At 44.2% G+C, this 15615-nt stretch carries 16 protein-coding genes and 1 pseudogene; 13 read left to right on the top strand and 4 right to left on the bottom strand.

Going from position 1 to position 15615, the window contains the following annotated elements; all coding sequences use genetic code 11:
- Positions 1-28: 28 nt before the first annotated feature.
- Positions 29-988, bottom strand: a complete 960-nt coding sequence (locus tag BM278_RS02560; protein WP_090947836.1) for a bile acid:sodium symporter family protein — start codon at positions 986-988, stop codon at positions 29-31.
- A 415-nt stretch (positions 989-1403) separates the two neighbouring features.
- On the opposite strand from BM278_RS02560, the gene BM278_RS02555 reads away from it, so the two are divergent.
- The 8 genes and pseudogenes from BM278_RS02555 to BM278_RS02520 all read left to right on the top strand — a co-directional run.
- On the top strand, positions 1404-1625 hold the full coding sequence (locus BM278_RS02555) for a FeoA family protein (RefSeq protein ID WP_090947835.1): 222 nt from the start codon (positions 1404-1406) through the stop codon (positions 1623-1625).
- Positions 1626-1628: 3 nt separating this feature from the next.
- Positions 1629-3623 carry a ferrous iron transport protein B gene (feoB, locus tag BM278_RS02550; RefSeq protein WP_090947834.1) on the top strand — a complete coding sequence of 665 codons (1995 nt, stop codon included), beginning with the start codon at positions 1629-1631 and terminating at the stop codon, positions 3621-3623.
- A gap of 16 nt (positions 3624-3639) precedes the next feature.
- On the top strand, positions 3640-3789 hold the full coding sequence (locus BM278_RS02545) for a FeoB-associated Cys-rich membrane protein (RefSeq protein ID WP_090947833.1): 150 nt from the start codon (positions 3640-3642) through the stop codon (positions 3787-3789).
- A 169-nt stretch (positions 3790-3958) separates the two neighbouring features.
- Positions 3959-4513 carry a spore germination protein gene (locus BM278_RS02540; protein WP_090947832.1) on the top strand — a complete coding sequence of 185 codons (555 nt, stop codon included), beginning with the start codon at positions 3959-3961 and terminating at the stop codon, positions 4511-4513.
- 111 nt (positions 4514-4624) lie between these two features.
- On the top strand, positions 4625-5377 hold the full coding sequence (locus tag BM278_RS02535) for a DeoR/GlpR family DNA-binding transcription regulator (RefSeq protein WP_090947831.1): 753 nt from the start codon (positions 4625-4627) through the stop codon (positions 5375-5377).
- The gene (pfkB, locus tag BM278_RS02530) at positions 5374-6285 is read left to right on the top strand and encodes a 1-phosphofructokinase (protein ID WP_090947830.1); all 912 of its coding nucleotides are present in this window, start codon (positions 5374-5376) and stop codon (positions 6283-6285) included. Before BM278_RS02535 ends, pfkB begins: the two co-directional genes overlap by 4 nt.
- 28 nt (positions 6286-6313) lie before the next feature.
- Positions 6314-8179 (top strand): PTS fructose transporter subunit IIABC, encoded by a 1866-nt coding sequence (locus tag BM278_RS02525; RefSeq protein ID WP_090947829.1) that lies wholly within the window; start codon positions 6314-6316, stop codon positions 8177-8179.
- Between the two features lie 69 nt (positions 8180-8248).
- Positions 8249-9002: pseudogene (locus tag BM278_RS02520) on the top strand (TIGR03943 family putative permease subunit); the annotation flags it as partial.
- Positions 9003-9033: 31 nt separating this feature from the next.
- On the opposite strand, the gene BM278_RS02515 reads toward BM278_RS02520, so the two are convergent.
- Positions 9034-9957, bottom strand: coding sequence for an MBL fold metallo-hydrolase (locus BM278_RS02515; protein WP_090947828.1), 924 nt, complete (start codon positions 9955-9957; stop codon positions 9034-9036).
- 68 nt (positions 9958-10025) lie between these two features.
- On the opposite strand from BM278_RS02515, the gene BM278_RS02510 reads away from it, so the two are divergent.
- Positions 10026-10427 (top strand): secondary thiamine-phosphate synthase enzyme YjbQ, encoded by a 402-nt coding sequence (locus tag BM278_RS02510; protein WP_090947827.1) that lies wholly within the window; start codon positions 10026-10028, stop codon positions 10425-10427.
- A gap of 279 nt (positions 10428-10706) precedes the next feature.
- Here BM278_RS02510 and map read toward each other — a convergent pair whose 3' ends face one another.
- Positions 10707-11456: a type I methionyl aminopeptidase gene (gene map, locus BM278_RS02505; protein ID WP_090947826.1), complete on the bottom strand. Its 750-nt coding sequence runs from the start codon at positions 11454-11456 to the stop codon at positions 10707-10709.
- Between the two features lie 337 nt (positions 11457-11793).
- Positions 11794-13092 carry an ATP-binding protein gene (locus tag BM278_RS02500; RefSeq protein ID WP_090947825.1) on the bottom strand — a complete coding sequence of 433 codons (1299 nt, stop codon included), beginning with the start codon at positions 13090-13092 and terminating at the stop codon, positions 11794-11796.
- 149 nt (positions 13093-13241) lie between these two features.
- Between BM278_RS02500 and BM278_RS18235 the strand changes: the two genes are divergently transcribed.
- The 4 genes from BM278_RS18235 to BM278_RS02485 all read left to right on the top strand — a co-directional run bounded on the left by BM278_RS18235 (position 13242) and on the right by BM278_RS02485 (position 15522).
- A complete protein-coding gene (locus BM278_RS18235; protein WP_244151070.1) occupies positions 13242-13385 on the top strand; it encodes an immune inhibitor A in 144 nt (47 codons plus the stop codon).
- A 156-nt stretch (positions 13386-13541) separates the two neighbouring features.
- Entirely contained in the window at positions 13542-13787 is a 246-nt protein-coding gene (locus BM278_RS02495; protein WP_090947824.1) for a hypothetical protein, read from the top strand.
- 163 nt (positions 13788-13950) lie between these two features.
- On the top strand, positions 13951-14757 hold the full coding sequence (locus BM278_RS02490) for a uroporphyrinogen-III synthase (protein WP_090947823.1): 807 nt from the start codon (positions 13951-13953) through the stop codon (positions 14755-14757).
- Positions 14758-14985: 228 nt separating this feature from the next.
- Positions 14986-15522, top strand: coding sequence for a hemerythrin domain-containing protein (locus BM278_RS02485; protein ID WP_090947822.1), 537 nt, complete (start codon positions 14986-14988; stop codon positions 15520-15522).
- Positions 15523-15615: the final 93 nt, after the last annotated feature.

Raw genomic sequence — 15615 nt, 5'->3', positions numbered from 1 at the left:
AACTGGTTCGCGTAAGGAACCAGTTTTTTTAGGCTGGAATTGTCGGTTTGTCCGCTTCGTGTTTTTCGTCTTTTTTGCGGAAATAGGTGGCGACAATCGGTCCAGAAATGTTGTGCCATACGCTGAAAATGGCGCTCGGAACGGCGGCAAGCGGCGAAAAATGGGCCGTTGCTAGCGCCGCGCCAAGGCCGGAGTTTTGCATGCCGACTTCGATCGAAATCGCTTTTTGTTTTGGCAATGACAAGCGAAACAATTTCGCAAACCAATAGCCAAGCAACAATCCAAGTCCGTTGTGGGCGACGACAATTAAGAAAATCGCGATTCCGCTTTTCGCGATCGCTTGCTGGTTTTGCCCGACAACTGCCGCGACAATGGCGACAATCGCAATCACGGAAACAAGCGGGAGCATTTGGGCGCATGCTTTTACTTGTTTTCGGAAAAGCGATTGGGCAATTAGTCCAAGAATAATCGGGACAAGAACAACTTTCACAATCGACCAAAATAAGGAGGCAGCGGAAACGGATAACCATTTTCCAGCAAGCAGCAAAATAAGCGATGGCGTTAAAATCGGCGCAAGTATTGTCGAAACGGATGTCACGGCGACAGAAAGCGCCGTATCCCCTTTTGCCAAATATGTCATGACGTTAGACGCCGTTCCGCCCGGACAGCAACCGACAAGGATGATGCCGAGCGCCACTTCCCGCGACACTGGCAAATAATGAGCAAGCAAAAAGGCGAGAAGCGGCATGATCAAAAATTGGACGACGACGCCGATCAGCACCTCTTTTGGCCGCTTCAACACTTCTTTAAAATCATTGACCGACAGTGTAAGCCCCATGCCAAACATAACGATGCCAAGCAATGGCACAATGTACGGCGCGATCCATGTAAAAGTTTTCGGAGAATAAAAAGCCAAAGCGGCAAATAATAGCACCCATATGGCAAACGTGTTTCCGACAAAGTTGCTGATTTTCGCCAATTTTTCCATATTCTTTTTCCTCCTGCTGAATAATATACGTAAAAGATATTATAGTGATTATTCAGAAAAATTCAACTATATGAAGTGAACATTTTATAAAAGTAAAGATGGAGGTTAAGTTAAGCCTCAATTATTGTGAAAAATTCCATTACCAGCGCAGTAAACTTAGATTATGGGAAAATAAAATCGCTTTTTACCGTTTTGTTTTTACACAATTTTGTGGACTTAATCATGGAGATTTTGTGAATGAATTATTGAAATTATATGATGGGTGTGAAAAAAATCACTTCCAAAACTTCAAAGTATGGTATGATATTCATTGAGAAAAATAATCATTATTGTTTTTAGTTATGCAAATTGTGAAAAGAATTACTTCTAAAATTTAATTGATAAAAAGAATCATTGTTATTTGGAGGATTTTAAAATGGTTCTTGCCGATCTTCAACAAGGACAACAAGCTGTGATTACCCATTTAGCAGTAGCAAATGAAGTAGTAAAACAGCGCCTGATTCATATGGGCATGCATGAAGGGGAAAAAGTTTGTGTCAAATGCGTAATGCCATTTGGCGGCCCGCTAATGGTAGAAGTAGATGGACAGTATATTTGTCTTCGACGCAAAGAGGCGGCTTGTATTGGGGTGAAATAATCGGTGCCATCATATATTGCGTTATTTGGTAATCCAAATACGGGGAAAACCTCATTATTTAATAATTTAACGGGATCGTACGAATATGTCGGAAATTGGAGCGGAGTAACGGTAGAAAAAAAGATTGGCATATTGCGGCAACACGATGTTCCAATCGTTGATCTTCCGGGAATTTATTCGCTACAGCCGCTTTCTCGCGATGAAGGAGTGGCGACCGAATTTTTATTGACGGAGTCTTTTTCTGCGATTGTCAATATTGTAGACGCTTCCCAATTAAAACGAAATTTGCATTTGACCGTTCAGCTGCTTGAGTTTGGAAAACCGCTGATCATAGCATTAAATATGATTGACGTGGCAGAGAAACGCGGAGTAAAAGTAGATGCGGAAAAGCTTTCGCAATGTATTGGCGTTCCTGTGATTCCGGTTATCGCGCGGACGGGAAAAGGAACAGAAGAGCTCGTTCGCACCATTTTGTCTCTAACAGAACAAAGCGGGCCTTCTTTTTCGATCGATTACGGACGGGCTGTGGAAGCAGCTGTGCAAAAAATAGGTGAACAACTCCCAGATGATGTACCAGTGTCAAAACGATGGCTCGCATTGCAATTTTTGGAAGGAAATGAACGGGTTCATGCATATTTACAAACATATGTAGATGTTGCTCCGCTTCGATCGATTCGCGACAATGCGCGACAGACGCTCGGTCACTCTTTAGCAGAGCATATGTATGAAGTGCGCGATCAATGGATTGCGAATGTCGTCGAAACATCAACGGTTGCGATGAAGCAAAAGCCGCTCACGTTAACGGAAAAAATTGATGCAATTGTAACCAATAAATATTTGGGCTTGCCGATTTTCTTATTATTTATGTATATCATGTTTATGTTAACGTTTGACTGGCTTGGCTCACCGCTTGCCGATTTGCTCGACCAGTTTTTTTCCGGTCCATTAACGGATTGGCTGTCCAAATTGTTGTCGCTTATAGGTGCATCTCCATTCATTAAAGAGCTTGTCCTTAGCGGAATTGTCTCTGGCGTTGGCGGGGTGCTTGTATTTGTACCGCAAATTTTCATTTTGTTCTTTTTCATTTCTCTGTTAGAAGATTCCGGATATATGGCGCGCGTCGCAATGGTCATGGACCGGTTTATGGAGGCGATTGGTTTAAATGGAAAAGCGTTTATTCCGATGATTATCGGATTTGGCTGCAACGTTCCGGGTGTCATGGCAACACGGACGATTGAACAGCCAAAAGAACGGTTGCTGACGATTTTATTGCTGCCGTTTATGTCATGTTCGGCTCGTTTGCCGGTATATGCGCTGTTTGCTGGTACATTTTTTGCAAAAAATCAAGCAATTGTTGTTTTTTTCTTATATGTGTTAGGAATTGTTGTTGCACTTGGCCTTGCCAAACTGTTTTCGGCTACTTTATTAAAAGATGAAAGCTCAGTTTTCGTCATCGAGCTGCCGCCGTACCGCATGCCACAAGCATTAACGTTGTGGCGCAGTACATGGGATAAAGGAAAAGGGTTTGTGCGAAAAGCGGGCACGTTTATTTTCGGTGGGTCTGTTGCGATTTGGTTATTGACATATGTTGGGCCAAAAGGAATCGGTGTTTCCATGGATGACAGTTTTCTTGCGGTCATCGGCAGTGTGCTCGCGCCGATTTTAGCGCCGCTCGGCTTTGGCACTTGGCAAGCCGGTGCGTCGCTCATCACTGGTTTTTTAGCAAAAGAAGTCGTTGTTTCCACGATGAATATCATTTATCATGCAAAAGATATGGACGTGCTGCAAGGGGCAATAGTGCAACATTTTACACCGCTATCTGCGCTTAGCTTTATGGCGTTTGTGCTTTTATATACTCCTTGCTTAGCGACGGTTGCAACCATACGCAAAGAGACAGGGGCGCGAAAGTGGATGTTTGTTTCCATCGGTTGCGCCTTAACAGTTGCGTATACCATTTCATTTCTTATTTATGAAGGCGGAAAGCTGCTCGGATACTAAGGGAGGGAAGAAAATCGTGGTTGCAAATATTTTAATTGGCGGAGCCATTTTCGCCTATGCCGGCTGGACGCTCGTTCGCCATATGAAAAAAAGCTCCAAAGGAATGTGTGCTAGCTGCTCTCTATCTGACGACTGTCATGGATCGTGTTCGGCCAAAAAATCGTGAAGATGCGTTTGTGGAAAACGGGGTTCCCTATCGTTACAGGGAATCCCGTTTTTTTGTCCTAGTTCAATAGTCTGTAATTTTGTGAATTTGTAAAATGGACATAATTTGGCAAAGTTTAGGGGATGGTAAAAATGTAATCGTATGTTCGTGAAAATCGGGGGTTCGAGTGATGAGAATGGCGAGATCGATTATGAAAAGGTGGCTTAAACGGCAAAAAGCAGTATATGAACAGCCGCTGCCGCCTCCTTCTGAGAAACAGCCGCTGTCGATTGACATAAACGAAAATGTTCGTATCATCCAGCGGGTAATTGGGGAAAGTTCTGATATCGTCATGCGGACCATCCGCAGCAAAAAAGATGGAGGACGCCAGCTGAGCGTGATTTATACGGATGGGCTTGTCGATAAAGAAACGATCCAACACTTTATTTTACAGCCGCTTCTAACAGATTGGCGTGAACAATGGGAAGACATGCCTAGGGAGGAAGCCGCTTCCTTTCTTAAAGACTGTGTATTGCATGCCAGTGAAGTCAAAGAAATTACAACATTTGATGATGTGTATTTTCACGTTCTTTCTGGCGATACGGTCATGATCATCGACGGAACGGCGACAGCGTTGGCAATCGGGACGCGCGGCTGGCAGGAACGAAACGTCATGCAGCGCTTGCCAAGCTGGCAAGTGTTTTTTTATTGCAGTTATATCAATGTTTTGATTGTTTTTGAATGATTTTTTGATTGAAATTGATTATTTTTAAATGATTTTGGTTGATTTTTCGTTTGTTTTCGTTTATGATAGTAGTGAAAACAGGAAACATCCCTTTATAGGGAGGTGAGGAGTTTGTTAACAGAGGAACGTCACCGCATCATTTTAGAGCTTCTCGCTGAAAAAGGAGTAGTAAAGCTGCAAGAATTAGTCGAGGCGACCAATTCGTCGGAGTCAACGATCCGCCGCGATTTAACGCAGCTAGAAAAAGAAAAAAAATTGCGTCGTATTCACGGTGGCGCAACAGTGCTGCAAAAGAAGCGGGAAGAATTAAGCGTCTTGGAAAAATCAACAAAACATAGGCAAGAAAAGAAACAGATTGCCGAGTATGCGGCAAGTCTTGTGCAAAACGGTGATTGCATTTATTTGGATGCCGGGACGACGACGTTGGAAATGATTCCACATCTATATGACAAAGATATCGTTGTGGTGACAAACGGTATTATGCATCTAGATATGCTTTTAGAATACGACATTCCGACATATTTGCTCGGCGGTTTTGTGAAAAAGAAAACGAAAGCGCTTATTGGCCGCGGCGCGCTGCAGGCATTGCAAAGCTACAGCTTTGATAAATGTTTTATCGGCGCAAACGGCGTTCACTACGAATATGGATATACAACACCTGATCCGGAAGAAGCGATGGTAAAACATACGGCGATACAGCTATCCCAAAAGGCGTATGTGCTTGCCGACCATTCCAAACTTAATGAAAGCGCATTCTCAAAAATTGCTGAACTTCATGAAGCGGTGTTGATTACAGATGACTTAGCGGAAGAATGGCTAGAACCATACAAAGCAAAAACAACAGTAGAGGTTGTGACAAAATGATTTATACATGTACGTTAAACCCATCCGTTGATTATATCGTTCATGTTGACGAACTTCGCCTTGGTGAATTAAACCGTGCGGTGAAAACGTTGACATTTCCCGGTGGAAAAGGAATCAACGTCTCCCGTGTGCTGAAGCGCCTTGGCGTGGAAAGCACGGCGCTAGGATTTATCGGCGGATTTACCGGCTCGTTCATTATCGAACAGTTGCAAAACGAAAACATTGCTTGCGATTTTGTCGAGGTGCCGGGGAATACGCGCATTAATGTGAAGCTAAAATCGGGAACAGAGACGGAAATTAACGGTCAAGGACCAATGATGGAGCCGGAACATGAAGAAGCGTTAATCAAAAAATTGCAAGCTTTAACCGAAAACGACGTGGTCGTCCTTGCGGGAAGCGTGCCGTCTTCTTTGTCACCGGACGTTTACGAAAAAATCATCGATGAAGCAAAAAAAGCAAAAGCAAAGGTCGTCGTCGATACGAGCGGCCCAGTGTTAAAACAGTTGCTTGCGCGGAAGCCATTTTTGGCAAAACCAAACCATAAAGAATTAGCGGAACTATTTGAGACAAGCTTTCATTCGCAAGACGAGATCATGGTTTATGGCCGCCGGTTAGCGGAATTGGGAGTGGAAAATGTCATCGTATCGATGGCAGGGAACGGCGCTTTCTATTTTAACAAAGAAATAACGCTGTTTGCCGAGGCGCCGAAAGGAACGGTGAAAAATTCCGTTGGAGCTGGCGATTCGATGGTGGCGGGATTTCTCGCCGCATATACAAGCGGCAAAAGCTTGGAAGAAGCATTCGCTTATAGCGTCGCATCCGGAAGCGCAACGGCGTTTTCCGAAGATTTATGCACGAAAGACTATGTCGAACAGCTGATACGTGAAGTAAATGTTATATGTTTTTAATGGCGTGTGAAAAAGGAGGATCATGTCGATGAAAATTACTGATTTGCTTACAAAAGAGACGATTATTCTTCATCTTCGAGCGAAAACAAAAGAAGAAGTGATTGACGAGCTTGTCGCGAAGTTGCAAGAAGCAGGGATATTAAGCGATGTGCAAGCGTTTAAAGAAGCGATTTTGGCACGAGAAGCGCAAAGCACGACAGGTGTCGGCGATGGAATTGCCATTCCGCATGCGAAAACGTCCGCGGTAAAGAAAGCGGCAGTAGCGTTTGGCCGTTCGAAAAGTGGCATTGATTATGATGCGCTTGATGGAAAACCAAGCCGTTTGTTTTTTATGATCGCGGCACCGGAAGGAGCGGACAATACGCATTTGGAAGCGCTTGCCCGCTTATCGTCGATGTTAATGGATCCGTCTTTCCGCGCACAAATTGAAAGCGCTTCAAGCGAAGAAGAAATTATTCGCTTGATTGCAGAAAAGGAAGGAGAAAGAGTGGGAGAAAATACGCTTGTTTCGTCGGCGAAACGTCCAAAAGTTATCGCCGTTACCGCCTGCCCGACAGGAATCGCCCATACGTATATGGCGGCGGACGCCTTAAAGGCGAAAGCGGCGGAAATGGATGTAGAAATGAAAGTGGAAACAAACGGTTCTAGCGGTGTAAAAAATAAGTTGACGAAACAAGATATCGAAGATGCGGTTGCCGTCATCGTTGCAGCAGATAAGCAAGTGGAAATGGAACGGTTTAAAGGAAAACATGTTATTCAAGTGCCGGTTGCGCAAGCGATTCGTAACCCGAAAGAGTTAATTGAGCAAGCTCTCAAGCAAGATGCGCCAATTTATCAAGGAAGCGGCACGAAAGAAGCAACAATGGCAGGAAAAGCGCGCACAGGATTTTATAAACATTTAATGAACGGGGTTTCCAACATGCTTCCGTTTGTTGTCGGCGGCGGCATTTTAATTGCGATATCGTTTATTTTCGGCATTAAGGCGTTTGATCCGAAAGACCCGTCTTATCATCCAATCGCGAAAGCGCTCATGGACATCGGTGGCGGAAACGCCTTTGCATTGATGATTCCAGTGCTTGCCGGTTTCATTGCGATGAGCATCGCTGATCGTCCAGGTTTTGCGCCGGGAATGGTAGGCGGTTTCATGGCGGCAAACGGCGGTGCCGGCTTTTTAGGAGGATTAATCGCCGGATTTCTTGCTGGGTATTTAGTCGTTGGCTTGAAGAAGCTATTCAGCCGTCTGCCGCAGTCGCTTGAGGGAATCAAACCGGTGTTGCTTTATCCACTGTTTGGCATTTTCATTACAGGGATGATCATGATGTATGTCGTTATTGATCCAGTGAAGGCGTTAAACGAAGCGCTAAAGCATTGGCTTGAAAATATGGGGACGGCAAACTTAGTTTTGCTTGGCGCGATTCTTGGCGGCATGATGGCGGTCGATATGGGCGGACCGATTAACAAAGCGGCGTTTACGTTTGGGATTGCTATGATTGACGCTGGTAACTATGCTCCGCATGCGGCGATCATGGCTGGAGGAATGGTGCCGCCGCTAGGGTTGGCGCTTGCGACGACCTTTTTTAAAAAGAAATTTACCAAAGCGGAGCGTGAAGCTGGAAAGACATGTTATATCATGGGGGCGACGTTTATTACAGAAGGGGCGATTCCGTTCGCGGCAGCCGATCCGGTGCGCGTCATTCCATCGATCATTGTCGGTTCTGCGGTGAGCGGGGCGCTGACGATGTTGTTTAAAATTGGACTTCCAGCTCCGCACGGCGGGATTTTCGTTATTCCGATTGTCAAAGGAAATCCTTTATTATACGTATTAGCGATTTTAATCGGTGCTATTATTACTGCCTTGATGGTTGGTTTATGGAAAAAAGAAGTAGAAGAATAATAGAAAAAGCTGAGCGTGATTTGGCGCTCAGCTTTTTTTATAAAAATGAAGATGCTCATGAAATTTTCATGGATAAATATCCGTTATTCTTCCTTGTCGTTGTCGCCATTTTCGTATTTTTGACCATTGTTCAGCTTATTTCGCCAAGAAGCATGAACATTGTCGTGATGATTCATGTTGCCGCCATCATAAGGTGCAAGCGCGATGGAAACGGGTCGCCAATTATATGATATTTATTTTTCCAATTGTATCCGCGTTGCTTTTTCCAGTAGTGACGCTTGATTCAAATATGGTGAAAGCGAAAGGCTTTCATATACGCGGGTTCGCAACAAACAGCGACGACCCGTTTGTCCAACGGCAATTTTTACGTCCAGATACAAGCATTTATTACGGAGCCGATGACTACGACGACTTGATGAGAAAGGAACTGAAAAAATTTTCAAAAACATCACACCTCGTATTGAATGCGGAGAATTATTTAAGTGCGATGGAAACGATCTATCAATTCCCGGGTCAGTTTGATGATCGAGACATCGAATTTGACGGGTTTGTCTATCATGATGAGACGACGAAAAAAACACAGCTATTTGTTCTTCGCTTTGGCATTATCCACTGTGTGGCCGATTCGGGGGTGTACGGGCTTTTAACGGAGTTTCCCGACAATCCTCATTTAGCGAATGATGAGTGGATTCATGTGAAAGGAAAGCTCTCCACCATTTATTATCAGCCGTATAATGCGACAATTCCTTATGTGAAGGTCAAATCGTGGCATAAAATCGGTGAACCGAAAGAACCGTACGTATTTCGAAAGTATGACCAATAGGAAAAAAGGGGCCAATGGTAAGGCTCCTTTTTTAACGTATATCACAATCAAGCACTTCGCCAAGCTTTAGGCATTTTAACTTGCTTTCGTCCAAACCGCGCCGCTTCCATTCGGCAAGCAAGCGATCGAGCGCTTCTTTTGGAGTGTCATCAGCGAGGCGAAATGCGCCATAATGCATGGGAACGAAGTAGTCTGCCTGACAATCAAAAAAGGCTTGTACCGCTTCTTCCGGAGTGACGTGCTGTGGCCCCATAAACCATTCTGGCTCATACGCACCGATCGGCAAAAGCGCGTAATCAATCGAAAAGCGTTTGCCAATCTCGCGGAATCCGCGGAAATAGCCGCTATCGCCGGCAAAGTAGATCGTCGGTTTTTCCTTCGCCTCTATAACCCAGCCTCCCCAGTGGGACGTATTCATATCCCACAGTGTTCGTCTTGTCCAATGCTGCGCAGGAACAAACGTAAAGGTGACACCGTTAAATGATTGTTCTTCCCACCATTCGAATTCCGTCACTTGTTTATATCCTTTTCGCCGGAATAAACGGCCAAGCCCGATGGGAACGAACATGTGCGGCGTTCCTTTCAATTGGCGGATGCTCGGAAAATGCAAATGATCATAGTGTCCATGAGAAATAAGAACGACATCGACTTCAGGCATTTCCTTCGGCGCAATGCCAGGTTTCGTAAGCCGTTTTGCCGTTCCCATGCGCGTCGCCCATACCGGATCGGTGATGATCGTGATGCCGTTTAGTTGGATGACAAACGTGGAATGCCCGATCCAAGAAAGCAATGTGCGCTCACGGTTTGCGTGAAGAAGCGGATATTGCGGCGGGTCGGCATGGGGAACTTGATACGACAAATCTTTCTTTTTGCTTCTCCGTTCCTTTTGCCAGCGGCGGAAATCGGCAAACGTTTTTTTCGTCGAAACACCGTCTAAGTTTTCGTATCTTTTCATCTGTTTTCACCCTTTTTGTATGCGCTATAATATAAGGTAGCAAATTTTTGATTGGTGGTGAAGGGAATATGTTGCAATCATTTACGATTCAAACAACAAAGCGCGATGAGATGGTCGACATCACTTCGTTCGTCGAACAGGCGGTTCGTCAATCGGGAGTGAAAGAAGGTATCGCCATTGTTTATTGTCCGCATACAACCGCGGGAATTACGATCAACGAAAACGCCGATCCTGATGTGAAGCGGGATATGATGCGCCGTTTTGATGAAACATATCCGTGGGAACATCCGCTTGATCGCCATATGGAAGGGAATACAGCGGCGCATATGAAGGCAAGCACGGTCGGTGCGTCGCAGCATGTCATTATTACGAACGGCAAGCTTCTTTTGGGAACATGGCAAGGAGTTTATTTTTGCGAATACGACGGCCCGCGCCGACGGACGTTTTATGTAAAAGTCGTCGAAGGGTAAAAAAAGACGGACTATTGAAGATAAAAGCAGTCGAGAAATCGCAGGCTCTTTTCGCAGCGGCATAGCAGCAAATGGACGACATATTTGTAATGCCGAACGTGCAGAAGTTTTTGTTTCTGTGAAATAAACCGCTGTTACCGTTAGTGAGATGGAAAACAACGATGAAATCAAGCGAACAATAATGGTATTTTTGTACTATCATAGAAACATAAATAACATTATGTAAACTATATATAAACTATAAAAAGACTAGCCAAAGCGGCGGCTAGTCTTTTTCGATTAGGAAAGCGTCGTCAAAATAAGCGGACCATTTTTTGTAATCGCGATCGTATGTTCATATTGCGCGGAATAAGAACCGTCGACCGTTCTTGCTGTCCAGCCGTTATTGTCCATTTTGCTTTGCCATGCGCCGACGTTTACCATCGGTTCAATCGTAATAACCATTCCTTCTTTGAGCCGCAACCCTTTTCCTTTTTCACCGAAGTGTGGAATATACGGTTCTTCGTGAATCGTCGGTCCAATTCCGTGTCCGGTAAAATCGCGGACGACAGAAAAGCCGTTTGCTTCGACGTACGTTTGAATCGCATGGCCGATATCCCCGATGCGATTGCCAATCACTGCTTGTTCAATCCCTTTATATAAGGATTGTTCCGTCACATAAAGCAATTTTTTCACTTCTTCGCTTACATCTCCGACCGCATATGTCCATGCGGAGTCGGCAAGCGCTCCACGCAAGTTCACAACAAAATCGATCGTGACGATATCCCCGCTTTTTAGCGGCTCATTGCGAGGAAATCCGTGGCAAATTTCATCGTTGATGGAAGCGCACGTTGCGTAAGGATAGCCCCGATATCCTTTTTGTTCTGGCTTGGCCCCATGTTTTGCCAAAAATGTTTCCACAAAACGGTCAATCTCCATCGTGGTAATTCCCGGTTTGATGAGCCGGGCGATTTCTTGATGGCAAGCTGCTAATAACTTTCCCGCTTCGTGCATTAGTTTTATTTCTCTTTCTGTTTTCACATGAATCATGGAAAATCTCCTTTTCATCTTATATAAAACCCATATTTATGCCGTGATGCGACGAATCTATTGTGTATTGTAACAAAAAATATCGTGAAGATAAATGAAAGAAAATCTTGGTGATTTTATTCGTATTTTTTTAAATTTTTTGACAAAACAACAAACAAAAGAGTTAACAGGCTATAAACTGGTTTGCTGCTGGCCGTTTTTTCCGCACGAAACGCGAAGCAAGTAAAGCTTGAAGGTTCAACTAAGCATGCTACGATCGTTTTGGGCTGCTGGTGGGTAAGTACATTGTCTTCTACGGAGGAAAAAACGATTTCTATATATACGTTGAATATAGGTTTTATAGTGCCATAAATAACTTTTTTTCCTCGTTTGTCAAATTGTGAAAATTGGATGAAAGCGGAAGATAAATCGACACTTCCGTCCCTTTATGTATTTCACTTTCAATATGAATCGTTCCATTCATCGATTCGATAATACGATAGACGACCATCATCCCAAGGCCAGTGCCTTTAATGCCTTTTGTTGTAAAGTACGGTTCTCCTAGACGTTCGATTTGTTCCTTCGTCATGCCGATTCCCGTGTCGGAAATGCGAATGAGCACGTGCTGTTTTTCAATAGAAACGTAAATTTGCAGCACGCCGCCGTTTGGCATTGCTTCGATAGCGTTTTTCATAATATTAAGCAAACATTGACGGAATTTTTCGCGCTCTCCCGTTATCGTAAACGGAGCTAACGTTGTTTTCACTTCTACGCTGTTCATGTTGGCAAGCGGGCGCAAAAGGTCGATCACACGTTCAATTTCCGTTTTGACGTTCAGTTTTTCTACCGATTCCGGCGCTGGTTTCGCAAACGTTAAATAATCGGTGATGATCGCTTCTGCTCTATCCAACTCTTCAATCGCAATTCGCACATATTGCTTCCGCTTTTCGGGAGAAAGGTGGTGTTGCTCCAACAGTTGCATAAAGCCGCGCGCGGCGGTGAGCGGATTTCGTATTTCATGGGAAATGGATGCGGCCAAGTGGCTTACCGCTTCCATCTTTTCCGCACGGATGATTCGTTTCCGCAACGCCATGTTTTTATATATCATTTCTTTTAATGAACAAGTAATGAGCATACATATCGGTTGAACGGACAAGTATGCAAGAGAAATGTCAGAGGATGATGATGGAATGCGGTGGAACGTTTGCGCAAGGACGACAGATAAAGTGCCGGAAAAAGCGCACAGTGCAGCGGCGAGCAATACGCGATGTTTAGATGACAGCGTGAGAAATTTTTTTGCCAGTGCAATGCTTGTCACCATAATGAACAATGAAGTAATAGCAGTAACGAGAAAACCGGTTCCCCCAAATAAAGAGCGATAGCCGATTGTCACAAAACATAAAAACACGCTCGTTGCTGCTCCTTTATATAAACTTCCTAACCAAAGCGGTATTTGCCGCAAGTCGAAAATGAATTCCTGATCTGAACTGACAGGAATGGTAATGCATAAAACGATGACGAGTGCGAAACAAACAGTAAGCAAATGGCGCTTGATATGTTTAGGAATATTCTTTTCTTCTATCCATATTGGAACGATGAAAATCGGAATAAGAATAAAAAATAAATTAAGCAAAAAATCTTTTAAAATACTAAGCATAGCAGCACCTCTTTCGCGTAATGCGGTACAATGTAGAAGCAAATTCAACAATTACTGCTAATATATTACATTGTAAACAAAAAACGTGTCGGATGTTAAGAGTGAATTCATAGTGTTTTTTTGACATAAATCTTCGTTTTTCAACACCATTGCCGCTGTTTGATGACAGCAGCTCTTACGAAAATAAAGGGGTTGTCGATGCGGGACGAAACATTCCAAACTATGGATTGAAAATCCGCGTCATTGGCGAAAGTGCCGACCGTTCGGTAGCGCGCATCTTGTTGTATCGTTAAGTTAGAATATATGGGCGCAGGATAATCTCCTGCGTCTTTTTTATCGACATATTTTCGCAAACAAGTATAATAATTTGTTGATTTTTTTTCATTCCTTCTCTTGTCATTTGTTTTTATAATTAAAGCAAATGATGTGTCAAGGAGGATTTCCCTATCATGTCAGAACTGTATAAGCAGTTAATCGTTTGGATCGAGGAAAAACAGCCGGTAAAAATTAAAACAGATCGCGGGGAAGCTACGTTTCTGCCTGTCAAATTGTATAAAGATGCCCGTAAGTTGTTTGTGTATAACCGGAAAATGAGGCTTATCAATATCTGCTTAGATCACGTCATTTCCATTGAGCCGGCGCGTATTTACGGGTCGTTTGATATAAGGGAAGAACAGATGGTACATACGCATTGAGTGATGAAGCGAGGGGACTTCTTTAAGAAGGACCGCTCGCTTTTTATATATTGCATAGTGGCAAGATCGTATTTTACAATGAAAATATTCGCAATTGATCAAGTCCGCGAATTGTGTAACAAACAAAACGGCATACAATCGCAATTGGTAGAGGGGGATGAATATGCGCGGGAAGCGTATCGTTTTATGTGCGTCAAGAAAGCTGGAGGAAATGACGACACTAATTGAGAAACAGGGCGGAATTGCGCTTGTGCGTTCGGCGCAAGGAACGGTATTCTCTAAAGAAAGAGAACTGGAAGATGAAATTCGTGCTGTGATTGCAATGCGCCCTGACTGGTTTATTTTCACGACCGGCGTGGGAGTAGAGGCGTTGCTTCAGGCCTCCGAGCGAGGCGGGATCAAAGAGGAATGGATGGAAACGATCCAACAAGCGAACGTAGCGGCTCGTGGATACAAAACGGTTGCGGCGTTAAAAAAGATAGGCATTTCTCCGATAGCTGTTAGCGACGATGGCACAACAAAAGGGCTGATTCGCTCGCTTAAGGAGCATTCCTTTGCCAAAAAGCAAGTGGTCGTCCAATTGCATGGAGATACGGCTCCGACGTTAAAGAAATTCCTTGAAGAAAACGGTGCGGCATATACTGAACTACTTCCGTACCGTCATGTTGCTCCGGATAGGGAAGTGCTCGAAAAGCTGTATGAGGAAGTCATTCATCGGAAAGTGGATGCCGTTTGTTTTACGGCGGCGATCCAAGTTCGCTTTTTGTTTTCTTTTGTAAAAGAACAAAAGGATATTGAATTGTTCTGTCAAGCGTTGAATGAAGATGTGATCGCGTGCGCGGTCGGAAAAGTAACGGCGGAAGCGCTCCAAGAGGAAGGGGTTACCCGCGTTGTTGTCCCAGAACTAGAGCGAATGGGGGCAATGATTGTGACATTATCGCAATATTTCGAACGCCAATTGCAGGGATAAAACATTTTGCTTCCAGCTTATATATCGCTTTTACATAAACAGCGCTTAAGGACATGGTTCCTTAAGCGTTTTTCTGTCTAAACATTCATGATTGATGAAAAAATGCGGAACGATCACGCAGGCGACTTTTTTGCGTGATCATTTTTTGTGGGTGTGTGATATCGCTCACAACGTGTTTGTGAAAAACAAGGTACAATCATGGCAAAGAAACAATAGGAGGGATGGAGGATGCATTCATTTTGCTGTCATATGGGTGGACAGGAAGAAGTGGAGCTATGCGCAGGTTTGCGGCGTTTGAAACAGGAACATGGACCGTTGCGTGAACAAAAACAGCGTCTGTTTGAACAGGCACAAGCAATCGTCGGCGACAAGGAAGAACAAAATTGGAAGGAACGGTTGCATGCATTGCGGGAAAGTGTGCAGGCATTTGTCAATGAACTTGATCCACACTCCGAGCGGGAAGAAGGCGTGCTGTTTCCGATGATGGCGCAGTATATCGGAAGAACATCTGGCCCGATTGCCGTCATGGAGTATGAACATGATCAAGCGAAGCAGCGGCTTGCTTCTTTTTTAGAGAAAACTGCGGAGCTTCCGGAAACGGTCGACCGCGACAGTGCGGCGGCGCTCGCCAATGTGGTGATCGACGCTTATCATATTTTAGCGGAACACTTTATGAAAGAAGAAAACGTGTTATTTCCGATGGCCGAACGTCTGCTATCCGACGAGGAAAAAGAAACATTGACGAAAAAAATAAGCCAAATATAAGAAAAAAACGGGATGTCTCCTTCGCAACAGGACGCATCCCGTTTTTGCATACGCTCCAAACAATCTCCCGCCTCTGTAAAAAAGAGGAGGGAG

This window comes from Parageobacillus thermantarcticus (genome assembly GCF_900111865.1).
Classification (GTDB): Bacteria; Bacillota; Bacilli; order Bacillales; family Anoxybacillaceae; genus Parageobacillus; species Parageobacillus thermantarcticus.
The sequence above is the reverse complement of the archived record's forward strand: the minus strand, read 5'-3'. Positions and strand labels throughout refer to the sequence as shown.

What these genes read in the sequence shown, in the direction of transcription:
- BM278_RS02485 (WP_090947822.1), top strand. Translation starts at nt 14,986, where the DNA reads ATGCATTCATTTTGCTGTCATATGGGTGGACAGGAAGAAGTGGAGCTA.
- pfkB (WP_090947830.1), top strand. Translation starts at nt 5,374, where the DNA reads ATGATTTATACATGTACGTTAAACCCATCCGTTGATTATATCGTTCAT.
- BM278_RS02555 (WP_090947835.1), top strand. Translation starts at nt 1,404, where the DNA reads ATGGTTCTTGCCGATCTTCAACAAGGACAACAAGCTGTGATTACCCAT.
- BM278_RS02495 (WP_090947824.1), top strand. Translation starts at nt 13,542, where the DNA reads ATGTCAGAACTGTATAAGCAGTTAATCGTTTGGATCGAGGAAAAACAG.
- BM278_RS02540 (WP_090947832.1), top strand. Translation starts at nt 3,959, where the DNA reads ATGAGAATGGCGAGATCGATTATGAAAAGGTGGCTTAAACGGCAAAAA.
- map (WP_090947826.1), bottom strand. Translation starts at nt 11,456, where the DNA reads ATGATTCATGTGAAAACAGAAAGAGAAATAAAACTAATGCACGAAGCG.
- BM278_RS02560 (WP_090947836.1), bottom strand. Translation starts at nt 988, where the DNA reads ATGGAAAAATTGGCGAAAATCAGCAACTTTGTCGGAAACACGTTTGCC.
- BM278_RS02500 (WP_090947825.1), bottom strand. Translation starts at nt 13,092, where the DNA reads ATGCTTAGTATTTTAAAAGATTTTTTGCTTAATTTATTTTTTATTCTT.
- BM278_RS02515 (WP_090947828.1), bottom strand. Translation starts at nt 9,957, where the DNA reads ATGAAAAGATACGAAAACTTAGACGGTGTTTCGACGAAAAAAACGTTT.
- BM278_RS02490 (WP_090947823.1), top strand. Translation starts at nt 13,951, where the DNA reads ATGCGCGGGAAGCGTATCGTTTTATGTGCGTCAAGAAAGCTGGAGGAA.
- BM278_RS02510 (WP_090947827.1), top strand. Translation starts at nt 10,026, where the DNA reads ATGTTGCAATCATTTACGATTCAAACAACAAAGCGCGATGAGATGGTC.
- BM278_RS02525 (WP_090947829.1), top strand. Translation starts at nt 6,314, where the DNA reads ATGAAAATTACTGATTTGCTTACAAAAGAGACGATTATTCTTCATCTT.